Source organism: Bacillus sp. ISL-34 (assembly GCF_018613325.1).
Classification (GTDB): Bacteria; Bacillota; Bacilli; order Bacillales; family DSM-1321; genus Peribacillus.
Genome location: NZ_JAGGQJ010000011.1, coordinates 176,715 through 189,230, shown reverse-complemented (window position 1 = coordinate 189,230; position 12,516 = coordinate 176,715). Strand labels below are relative to the sequence as shown.

Genomic DNA, 12,516 nt, shown 5'->3' with positions numbered 1-12,516 from the left:
TGACGCACCATTTATTAACAATTAACCTATATATATCAAACATATATTCTGAAGGGACGTAGTACTTTGAAAAGACAATTAGATTCAATTGAAACATTAAGAGGAATAGCTGCAATATTAGTATTATTACATCACACTACTAGGATTTTTGTTAAGGATTATAATACAGAATTCTTGTATGGTTTTTTTAATCCAGGGTATTTAGGTGTTGATGTTTTCTTTGTTCTAAGTGGATTTATCATCTTTTACATACACAAATCCGATATTGGTAAACCAGATAAACTAAAACCTTTCGTTTTAAAACGAGTTATTAGAGTCTACCCAGTTTATTGGATAATTGCACTTACCTTAATACCTATTTATCTGGCAGTTCCGTCATTTGGAGAACCACACTACAGCAACCCTGTTTATTTAATTAAGTCTCTACTATTAATACCTCAAGAACTCCAACCTATATTAGGGGTAGCTTGGTCTTTAACACACGAAATGTTTTTTTACTTAGTTTTTGCACTTTTAATTTTAATAAAACCTAAGTACACTTTCCCAGTAGTCGTTTCTTGGATGTTAATAACTTTTGTCATGCTTTTTATAAACCCTTTTGAAGAATTTTTATTAATAAACTTTATTTTTAGTGAGTATAATATTGAATTTTTATTAGGTTGTAGTGTTGCTTATATTTTTTCAAAAAGAAAAATTTCAGGATCACTTCCATTAACAATAGGTATAATAAGCTTTTTTACTTTTTGGGTTTTAAATGAATATTTCTCCTTCGAAATTAGTCGAATTGTCATGGGTGGATTTCCTGCTGCATTAATGATTTTAGGCTGTGCAAATTTAGATTTTACAAGAAAGCCGAATATTAGCCCTATATTTAAATATCTTGGTAGTGCTTCATATTCCATTTATTTAACCCATCCTATTTTTTTGGCTGCTTCTGTAAAGATTGTAGGTCCATTAGATTTATTTAACCTTTTAGGAATTTTTACGATACCTGTTATAGCGTTACTTGCTATTGTTGCCGGATGCATCTTCCACTCTATCATTGAAAAGCCAATTTTGAATTACTGCAGAAAAAGGTTTCTTCCTTCAAGAAAAACAACGCATCACGAGACAAAAGCAGTAATATAACTTAGATTAAAAACAAATAACAAACCCTTACAAGGATTTGTTATTTGTTTTTTTTGTTAAGGATAATTCGTTCTCCTCATTTTCATTTTAAGCCACAACTTGTTCCAAAATATTTGTGATTTTATTTTTAAGTACTTGCTTATTGGAATTAGAAACATTATCTTTCAGTATCGCATTAGTAATATTAGTACCTGTATCTAACACTTGAAACATGTATGAGATCGTACCTGTTCCTTCAGATTGCAGTAAATTATCCCTCAGTTTAAGGAATTTGAAATTACTATTTAATATGCTCACACTTATCGCTTCTGATATATTATTAACCTGCGCAACATTAATCATACGATTATCTGAAATGTCCAATAGGTTAATAACAGCTAAGTCAGTTCCGTAATTTTTAACTCGAATCGGGTAACCATCAAGATCACTAATATCATTGTCTTTTAAAGTGATTCGTTTCGTGAGTAACCCAGGGGACACAAGAATACCGTTTAAAAACTTAGAAATTTCATTATTAGAAATATCTACATTCACTGAATTAAAAACTTGAATTCCGACTATAGTTGATTTTACAGAAACAGGTGTAAGTGAATTACCTTTAACCTTCAAACTAGACAACGAATTTATTACATTAATTCCGTGATCTGTTGAATTATCTGTAATGGAAATTTTCTTAACTTTATCTATATAGATGCTCTCAGAATTTGTATTTTTAATTACATTATTTCTTACTGTTGAATCCTCACTATATACTACTCCGTCAATAGAATTAACCCTTACACCATTCTCGACTTGCGACCCCGTCTTATTTCCACCTTCAAGTATATTCCCTTGTACAATGGATTTCTTAATACTTTGAATAGCGATCAAAGAGGTTCCATCGGGCCTCCATTCATTAAGTCTTAGAACAGTGTTATTAATTACTTTCGCAAATGATGGAAATCTTGATGAATGACTCATTATTTTTATTCCATCTTTCCCAGAATCTACGGCTGTATTTCCACTGAATATAACATGATCTGTTCCTTCAGTCTTCATCGCTGTATCAGACATATTAGATACATCGTTACGATAAATATATGCCTTTTGCCCCTTAGTAACTAAAACTCCAATACCTCCCTTGATTGGATCTACTCCGGCATTTCCGATCCCTAATATTCTATTTCTTCCGATGTGAGAAAACACGCAATCCTTTACTTCGATACCGTGAAACTGTCCGCTTTCTATAACGTTACCGCTAATATGAACATTATTACTATTTACTACCTGTATCGCAATGCTTGGATAATTTGAAATTTCACATTCTTTTATGGTAACTTTTTTGGTAATATTTTTAACTTCTATTCCATGAATATAGTTAGTCCAATCTGCAAAACCGCGATAAGACCAATTACCGTCCATAATAAGTCCATTTAGCACAAATCTTTCTAGACCATCTACTTTAAAAAGCGATTTTCCTGTTGGAAAAGAATTACCCGCTTTAAAGTTAGCGCCCTTTGAAATAGTTAAGACCAACTTTTTTCCCGTATTCTTCAGTATTTGGTCGTTAATCATATAATCACCGTCGGGAACGTCAACAAATGTGGCATTTTGAAATGCATTTTGAAATGCGTTTGTCCAGTCGCCGTTAATAACTAAATTATCATATTCCTTAACGCTAACCTTATCGCCGTGCTTTTTCACAGTATCCGCCAACTGTACGGTAGCAGTTGCCACTTTTTCTTCAACTGTCGTAAGCCTAGGATCTAAGGTAACTGCAGTGGATTCAAACGCATCCACCTTTTCTTGCATCTCATCAACAGTCACATTTATAACTGCTGCTCTTTGTTCAATATCAGATTGGAGAGTATTGAAATCCTTCACATAATATTCAGCTAAAGGAACAATGTCTTGGTCCATTAATGATGCGTCGATATTAAAGGAGAATTTACAAACGGACAAGGCTTGACCATTTGCATAATTAATATTCAATTCGCCCTTTGCTAATCCTGGATGAGAAATTTCTTCTTCCAACACGTATTCAAGTTTTCCGTTTATTTGATCCACAATGGAGACGATTTTTTCAAACACACTACCATCAGCCATTCTTAAGAAAATCTTTGCTGTGGCAGCTGAACTTAATGGTAGGGGTAGACCATCTTTTGATAAAGAAAAAATCAATTTTGCAGTCCCTTGATCTTGAGTGCTAAATTGAATGGATGTTTTTAATATACCTACAGTCCTTGGAGCAACATCAACAGACATTTTTCCACTTTTGAATATTTCATTTTCTGCCATTAACCGTTCCCTCCTTTTAAACTGATGGTTCCTCTGGTGCTTGTTTGCTTTCCAATTCACCTAATCTAATCTGCAAATCTTGTATCATTGCAAACATCTCTTGATTTGCAGTCACTGTTTCTTCTACTTTAGTTTCTAAACCTTGTATCGTGGAAGACATTTCTTGAGTTGATTTGATTAGGGGGCCAATCAGTTCTTCATAACCAATCGATAAAACATCGTCACCACCATTTACACTGTGATCTTGGTACCCACCAAAATCGACTCCCATTTCATCCATAACCGCTCTCACCTCTTGAGCAATTAGTCCATGATGATAACGAATACGTTTTTTGCTTCCGTCTTTCTCTAGTTTCCGTGTTTTAGTGATGAGTTGGCCAAATTCATCCTCTTCTTCGTAAAATTCTACGTAGTCATCTCGGTAATCCCATCTATAATCCACAGGACGTAATTTATTTATAAACTCAATACCTAATGTAGTATCCTGAATATCAGCTTTATCTCTTAAATCTGACCTATTTTGAACAGCACCATAGGAATAAACAGTTACCCCACTATTACCAAGTTGCATTTGATAATCACCAGAAATACGTGTATTTGCTCCTAACCCTACGCATCCAGTGAAATTATTAGCATTATTGCCCGCAATAGTGGTGGATAGAGCATTACGACCAACAGCCGTATTACTGTTACCTGTGACAATGTTAAGCATGCATTGTGTACCAATTGCTGTATTGTCATGACCTAGATCATCATTGTGATTCCTCATGGCATCGACGCCTACGGTTACATTGTTATTAGCATTTACATTCGAACTATTGGATTGGTGCCCAATTGCAACGTTAGCTTTTCCTGTTTCGTTTGCATAAAGAGCAAAACTTCCAAGTGATTGGTTAAAATCTGCATTAGTGTTAAACCCTGCATTGTATCCGACATGTGTATTGAAACCTGCAGTTTTTACATCATGAGCAACACCCTCTGTCACTGTACCGCTGTATGCGTTATATCCAACAGCTGTGTTATGACTTCCGTCAGTACTGGCATGTCCTGCGTTTCTACCCACATAGACGTTTTTTCGACCGGTAGTATTGTACCTTCCTGCATTAGTTCCTATAGCTGTGTTCCTGCTTCCAGGATCATCGTCGCTATTTGTATGAGCACCTACATTGTCATGCAATGCATAATCCCCTATGGCAACATTGTAGTAACCTTCCACATTATTGGTCATTGATTTAAATCCTATGGCAGTATTCCGGTAACCTTTAACATTTTTCAAAAGAGCTTCATAACCAATTCCAACATTATTATAAGAACCCACCGAAGCAGATTCATAATTGTAAAGTAATGAATTCTTGCCTGCATCTTTCCCCAGGTAGATACTTGAATTATTACCGGTTCGAGCTACTAAAGAGTAATCTGCAGATAACGTTTTACTACCGTCTAATAATTTAAATGTGCCGTTTGCGTATTTGTTTTTATTCGGAAAAGATGTGACCACAAAAGTATTTCCATTAAGGTTTACAATTTGGTTACTATACCCACTCTCGATTTGAGAAAAGGCAGCACTATCGTTAGTTGTACCATCACCAACTGCGCCAAAATCCAATGGATCCAGCCAAAAACGATCAATCTTGTTTTTAGCTGGAAGTAGAACAGTTATCTGATTTTCGTTTGCTATTACTTTCGGAAGATAGTTATCTAATAAGGATTTCAAGGTAGTGAATATTCGTCCTGTGTAATCCGCTCTTGCATCGACCACTTCAGTAATGTTGTTGCCGGAACTATTCAAAACTAAATTATTTATTCGACTTTGGATCTGGGTTAATTCGGAATGTACATTTCTATTTTCATAGACAATGTCCTTTGCACTGTGAGCTGTTTCGCTTGTTTTATGATCAAGCAATTTTCGTTCATTATCGTTCAATGCATGTTCGGTGGTTGTTGCATTCGTGTCCATTTGCGATATAAGCCGAGCGTTTTTGGTGGGATCGTGTGTTTTAATTAAACTAATCGTCATGCTGTCACTCCTTTACTGTTGAAATACGGACAAGGATATTTGACTATTCACAGGGACATTAATTAAAGGTGAAGCAATGGCTCCAGCCTTTATTAAGTTAATCTTTATGGTATTGTTGGTTGATGTAAAATCAGTAGTAGCATCAAATCCTGCTGTTTTTAAAGTTACATCTTCATTGACTATTGCACTTGTGACATTAATGTCTAATCCACCTGTAGACACTAAAATAGCGTCTCCTGTAATGGACACACTTCCTGTAGTGATATTGCTTGAATTAATGAACCAATTAGATCCATTGAATATAAGCATCATATTTATTTGTTGAGGTAGACTGTTTCTAATACCGCCAGTTATATTGCGGAAATACTTTTCTTGTCGTCTAATCCTTACTTTGTCATCAATTTGCATATCATAAATGTCTTTTCTGAAATTGGAGAATGTTAAATCAGGCTTACTATATTGATCAAGTGGATTATAACTTAATTGGACAATCCGTAATTCATCCTCATACGTAGAACCATTTCCTTTATCTGCAATCATCCCTACACTATCGCCCTTGTAAAAAGGTTCTTCTAACTCTTCTAATTTCGGGTCATAGAATAATTCCAAATCAGCATTTACTGTAACTTTCGGATAAGGGTTCACAAGATTCTCTAATGCATCGTTAATACTGGAGGCTTTTGTATACTTCTCATCTCGTATAGGATCTGCCCATCTCGGATAACCGTCAATTAGAAAATCTTTTTCTTCAGGATGAATATATAGAACCGGGTCAAAAAGGTATTTTCCTTTATCATCTTGTTTCCCGTATCCCCATGCTCTTGTCGTGCTATTTTGTGTGGATGAAGATATTTTCAATCCTGATACATTGTAACGAGTGTCCATCAAATAATTTACTCTTTTGCCCATTTTTTTATAAACGTATATTTTTGTGTTATTTACGTCCAACTCAATTTTGTAGTCTTCCGTAATCTCATCCATTAAAGATATAGAATTTTGATTACCGAAGTTCTCTTGTTCAATTGCCTTAATACCCTTGGTGTCACTTGCTAAGACATAAGAAAAACCACTACCTTTCAAGGCATGGTTTAGGGCTGCTTCTAAGGTTAACGAACCTGTTTTTGTTCCTGATACATCATTGTTTACAAGCCTTGCCACATAAGTATGTTGAGCAGATATCGTTTTGGTAAAATCGATATGGTCTGCATCCACATTCAAAATGATATAACGTTGCTGTTTAAATCGTTTTTCATCAATTACGATGATGTTATCATTAATCAGCATGTCATATTCAATTTGATTCTCATCGGTAAGTGAAATAGTAAAAGTTAATTCCTTCTTGCCATTCAATCCATCGGTGATTAAAGGCTCTACACCTGTAATTTCTACACGTTCCCCATTATTTTTATTTTCAATAAACATTTGATTTAGGAAAACGTCTTTTGTGACACTATAAGAAGTATCTCCTGCAATTTTTAAATCTGGTGTTTCAGGGTCAACTGGAGGTTCCTCTATTAGCTCATATAAAAACGAATCAACAGCCTTATTTACATCGACATTACCATTGATTCCTTTAATGCTCCCACTATCTGTATATTGCCATATGGTCCAATCATTAAGGCCTGGCGAACTTACTCCATATCTAGCAATCCATAAAGGATAACCTGTGGCATCGATGTCATTTGTATAAAAGGAATAGTAGGTGTATATCATTACTTTTCTATCTTGGGATTTAAGATAATCCAAAAATGTTCTTGCTGCAGCTGTTAATGCGGTTTTCCCAATATCACCTTGATCAGTTTCGATATCAAGTACTAACGGTAAATCAAGGTCTAAATCATTAACCCTACTCAAGAAGTATTGAGCTTCAGCTAGTGCTTCCGCATTGGATGTGAATCTTGCGAAATGATATACACCTACTTTGATTCCGTTAGCTTTAGCATTGATGACATTGGTTGTACAAACTGGATCAAAATAACTTGTACCTTCAGTCGCTTTAATGAAGGCGAATTTTACTCCGTCATCAGCTACGCTATTCCAATTTATCGTCCCCTGCCAATGTGATACATCTATACCTTTAATCATTTTTCCACCTACTTAAAATAAAAACGTGTGATAAAGTCAACACTACTTTTATTCGCTCCTGTAATAACGATTTTATTATATCCAGGCAGTAAAGAAGGAAAACGTCCTTCTGTTTGTGCTATCTTTCCATTTACCGTTACATATTGTCTGAGTATCATAACTTTCGCGTTAGTCAATTTTCCTTTTATTTTAAGGTATTCACCTGTGTTGTTATTTTTAATTTTTACATTGGTTCCAGACAAGACTAAATCAACGCTATAATCATGATCTGTAGGGTATAGTCGTACATCGCCCCCATTATATACTTTAAAACTATAATTATTGTTGAAACTGTATACTAAATCGTCCTGCGGGATATTCATGCCCACACCATACATTTCTCCGCCAAGATTATAGTATTCGCTGGCCATATACTTAGATTCAGCAAACCCAGTTATACAAGTGAATTCCACATCGAATTCCTTAAAATTCTTGTTTGAGTCTTTATCAATGTTAAAGTTACCATCACAGATGACTAGCCATCGTTTATAGGGCTCAAATTCATTAGAAATATAGTAAGGTTCATCGCGTACCAACAGCTTATATACCTCATGCCTCCATAAGTAGAACTGCTCTGGAATTCTACTATTTATAAGGAACTTTACGATGATTTTTCGTTCTTTGTAAATCGTTTTTCTTTGATTGGTCAAGATAATACCATTCCGACCCGGAAGAGCTAAACTTTTCCGGTCCACAATTGGTGCTTCTGGACTAAATGATGACAAACGCACTTTAGGGAGCAAATCATTAAGATTCTGCTCCCCATCCCCGAAATCAAGTTTTAAATCATACCTCATTACCTTATCCCCCTATTGAAGGATTTTCTTGTTAAGTGGTTCGTGCTCCGGTTATCTAACGAGCTACCTACTAAGTCGCTATCCAAGTAAAAATCTGAACTTTTATTTAACAGCTGTCTTAAAATGTTATTTTGCTCAATAAGAAGAGCAGCTGTCCCATCTAATCCAGATGCTGGAGATTGAGATGCAGTTGGTACACCTAAAGCCCGACCGGCTTCTGCCCACATTCCTAAGTTATTTTTGCGATATTTAGGTTCTGATGTAAGAACCCACTCTTTCCAACCATTTTCACCTAACGCTGCCACTTGAGGGTGATTAATTTCTCCACCAGTTGCATAGCCATGACCATGCCCGATAACTCCAAGCATGTTTGAACCGTATCGACTTTTAGCGTAGTTCATACCTGCAAGCAAGCTATCTAAACCGTTCTTCCAATTCTTATGGCCGGGGAATGAAAATGCGGAAAATGTTGGCGGGATCACCTGGACGAGTCCGCGAGCCAAATTTCCAGAGTAATAGTTGACATCTTTTACCCCTGATGATTGGATAGCATGTGGATTACCGCCTGATTCTGACTTGATTTGACGTAACCATGCATCTTGATAAGCCTTAGCTGTAGGTAAACCATTCATTGACAAAGCTTTAATGACGGTACTTCTCCAGCGTTCTACACCAGCTCCAACAGGATTATTACTACTACCTCCACTGCCACCGCCGCCTAATGTGAATTGATCCAATAAACCTTTAACCCAATCTGAACCCATATCTATCATTGAGCTAATTGGATTGCCTGATAATTTGTTCATCCAGCTAGGAATCATGGAGTCTTTCAAACTAAACTTTTCAAATGTTTTCCCGAGAAAATGTTTTGATCCTTTAAACATCCAATCAAAATAATCGCCGGTTCCTTTTTCATATCCAGGCATTCCATAACGTTTTAATACTTTTTCTGTATAGTGATTTGGTAATACACTAGTTCCAGGAGCTAAGTTTCGAAGTTCAGCACCGTTACTTCCTGATAAATACGTTCCTTTACCTGGTTCATGAATTAATTCTCGTCCCTTTTCAGAAACAATAGCTGGCCCTCCAGGATGACTACCATTCGGGGTACCTTTTGCCATCATAGGAATTGGTTTTTTTGCTACACTTTTATTGGAGGATAAGGATGGAGTTTCTTTTGTTTTTCCTCCACCAAAGATACCCTTGATCCAGTCTACTGCTTTTTTAATACCTCTAGTCATCTTATCCCAGCCAGTTAGAACCTTACCAGTCTCCCAATTCACTTCATCTTTATGATCGCCTGCTTGTTTTTTAGCTGCTTTAATGACACCAGCATGCATTTCTTTAGCTTTTTTAACAGAACCATCTTTTTGTCTTTTAGCTTCTCGAATTAATATATCAGCTTCTTCGGCACTGATACTTCCTGTCTCATCGCGTTCACGAATAATAGCTGCAATAGCTTTGTTATACTTGTCATTGGCTTCTTTAATGGTTCCGTCTTTAGCTTTTTTACTATCAGCTACAGTTTTAGCTGCTTGTCTTGCAGTAATTGAACTAGCATTAGTTCTTAATTTTTCCATGATTGCTTGTTGTTCTACTTGACCCTCTGACAAAGTTTTAACTGCCATATCCCTCATTTGTTGATTAATTGCGGCAATTTCAGCCTTTTCAAATTGAGAAGTTTCGCGTTTCTGTGCAACGGCTCGATCGGTGATTTCTTTAACTCTGTCTTCGTATTGCTGAATTTTAGCAAGTTTCTCTTGGTTAGCTGTCTCCATTTTTCCAAGCAATTCTTTTTGGTAGTTGTCGGTGAGAACACTGCTTGAAAATACACTTTCTATATTTTTCTTACTATCTTCAAAGTCCTTCTTCAAACTATTTTTAATTGTTCCACCCATTTTACTGAATGTATCCACCAATTTATCAGCCATTTCTTGAGAAACTGCTTTTCCTGAAGAAGACAAAAGGTTTAATTGCACAGTAGCATCGTCATTCAACTTTTTGTATCCTAAAACAGCTTTAGTCGTAGAATCAGAAACCTTATTACCAAAGTCAGTTAGTGTAGGGATTTGCTCTTCTTTGAGGTGTTTATATAGCTTATATCCCCCTTGAGCAAGTAGAGTGACGCCAGTTACAGCCAGACCAATTGGTCCACCAAAAGCAGCCACCCCACCTCTTGCAACCATCAATACCGAACCTAAGTTTTTGAGGTTTTTAGCAGCTCCGAAAACTTTTCCACCCATGCTTGCAACACTGCCGCCACTTGTTACGGCGTTTTTACCGAATCCTAAAAGGCTTTTACCACCTTTTAATATTTCAGGCAAGAACATAGTCGCAATGCCTGCAACCATACCCCATTTTCCACCAAACATTGTCATGGCCCCGCCGGCCGCTGTTGCACCACCGCGTAGGGCACCCATCCCTTTTGTGGACCTTGCCATTGCGACATTGGCTGTATTCATCTTGGTGGAAGCTACAACTGCAGAGTTACCCATTGTAGTTACTGAGGCAGTTGTAAGAACTGCTTGTGAGCGATACTTCCCTAACCAACCTACGCCCGCAGCTAATCCCCCAGAAACTATCCCTATTGATTTAAACAGGGCGGCCATGCCGAGTGTTATAGGTGCGATACCGGCAGCTACCAAGCCGAGAATAATTACGGTCTTTTTAGCTTCTGGACTTAAAGCAGAGAATTTATCCCCCATATTAGCTAGCCATTCCGTTACGTCCCTTATTGCTGGCGTCATAACATCTGAAACTTGGATTCCTATAGATTCCAATGTCCCCAATAGTTCATCCATGGCACCGGCAAAATTGTCTTTCATGATCTTGGCAGCTTCCGCAGATGCACCACCTGAGTTTTCAAGGGATTTGGTCATCTTATCGATTTCCTTTGGCCCAGCTGACATTAGTGAGAGCATTCCGGAAACGGCCTCAGTGCCAACCAAGCTAGCTAAGGTTGCCGCTTTTTGAGTCTCTGTTTGACCTTCCATTGACTCGGAAAGGTTCTCTACAAGTTTTGAAAGTCCTACAAAATTCCCTTCAGCATCTGTGATGGCAATTCCCATGGTTTCCATCATTTTGCTGTTAGCTTCTGATGGATTCAGGAGTGCAAGTAATGCACCACGCAAGGTTGTACCCGCTTGCTCGCCTTTCATGCCTGCATTCGTGAGAATACCTATAGAACCAGATAACTCTTCAAGACCTATTCCAAGTGCCGCTGCAGGGGGCCCGGCATACTTCAATGCATATTGCATATCTGTAATGTCTGCTGCAGAAATATTCGCTGTCTTAGCCAATATATCTGCAACTTTACTGGCTTTGCTTGCTTCCATGCTAAAGATATTAAGTGTGGAAGCCATAACCTCGGCTGTTTGAGCCATGTCAGCCCCAGAAGCTTCACTGGCCGAGATTACACCAGGGATTGCACCCATTACTTCCTTCGCTGTAAAGCCTGCCGCAGATAACTCTTTCATACCTTCTGCTACTTCCGTTGAAGATTTAGAAGTACTGGCTCCTAATTCTATAGCCTGATCTCTCAGTGCTTTCAGCTCATCACTTGTGGCACCTGAAATAGCTTGGACCTTGCTCATTTCTTTATCAAAGGTCATACCTGTTCGTACTGCAACGGTTGCTATTCCAGCAATAGGAGCAGTAACGGATAAAGCCATGGTCCTACCAAACTCGTCCATTTTATTTCCTGTGCTTGACATATTGTTTGAAAAAGTGGACATCCCCTGGCTTGCTTTGTGCCATTTAGAATTCAAGGTATCAACTTTCTTAGATGTTTCATTCAAATTGCGACCGAGAGTATTATAATAAGCAGTTGCCCGGTTCAAGTTAGATCCTGCTTTTAAAGCTGCTTCACTTTCAGCGCCGTGTGCCTTTGCTAATTCATCATACTTTTTCTTTAATGCCTGAACCTGTTGGCCTTGTAATGCATACTGCTTCCCTAATATGACTTGTTTGCTTTTTAGGGCATCAAGTGAATTCCCATATTTGCCGAACTGGGATTGGGAAGCTTTCATTTCACTTTTTACGAGATTCATTTTTTGTAAAAGGTTTTTCTGTCCTTTGTCAAAATCTGCTCCATCCAGACCGACACGAACTATCATGGAGCCAATCTCTTCAGCCATACTTCCACCTCCTAGAATACGGCATCAATAGGAACCA

General features: G+C 37.4%; 6 protein-coding genes. 1 reads left to right on the top strand and 5 read right to left on the bottom strand.

Annotation, left to right across the window (positions count from 1 at the left end; all coding sequences use genetic code 11):
• Positions 1-66 precede the first annotated feature (66 nt).
• Positions 67-1,128 carry an acyltransferase family protein gene (locus J7E52_RS10815; protein ID WP_214745867.1) on the top strand — a complete coding sequence of 354 codons (1,062 nt, stop codon included), beginning with the start codon at positions 67-69 and terminating at the stop codon, positions 1,126-1,128.
• Between the two features lie 87 nt (positions 1,129-1,215).
• Here J7E52_RS10815 and J7E52_RS10810 read toward each other — a convergent pair whose 3' ends face one another.
• Genes J7E52_RS10810 through J7E52_RS10790 form a run of 5 tightly spaced genes read right to left on the bottom strand, consistent with a single transcriptional unit; the run spans position 1,216 to position 12,479 of the window.
• Positions 1,216-3,405 carry a BppU family phage baseplate upper protein gene (locus J7E52_RS10810; RefSeq protein ID WP_214745864.1) on the bottom strand — a complete coding sequence of 730 codons (2,190 nt, stop codon included), beginning with the start codon at positions 3,403-3,405 and terminating at the stop codon, positions 1,216-1,218.
• 16 nt (positions 3,406-3,421) lie between these two features.
• Positions 3,422-5,422 (bottom strand): tail fiber domain-containing protein, encoded by a 2,001-nt coding sequence (locus tag J7E52_RS10805; RefSeq protein ID WP_214745861.1) that lies wholly within the window; start codon positions 5,420-5,422, stop codon positions 3,422-3,424.
• A 12-nt stretch (positions 5,423-5,434) separates the two neighbouring features.
• Entirely contained in the window at positions 5,435-7,507 is a 2,073-nt protein-coding gene (locus J7E52_RS10800; protein ID WP_214745857.1) for a phage tail spike protein, read from the bottom strand.
• 8 nt (positions 7,508-7,515) lie between these two features.
• The gene (locus tag J7E52_RS10795; protein ID WP_214745854.1) at positions 7,516-8,343 is read right to left on the bottom strand and encodes a phage tail domain-containing protein; all 828 of its coding nucleotides are present in this window, start codon (positions 8,341-8,343) and stop codon (positions 7,516-7,518) included.
• Positions 8,343-12,479 (bottom strand): phage tail tape measure protein, encoded by a 4,137-nt coding sequence (locus tag J7E52_RS10790; protein ID WP_214745851.1) that lies wholly within the window; start codon positions 12,477-12,479, stop codon positions 8,343-8,345. The genes J7E52_RS10795 and J7E52_RS10790 overlap by 1 nt, the downstream gene beginning before the upstream one ends.
• Positions 12,480-12,516: the final 37 nt, after the last annotated feature.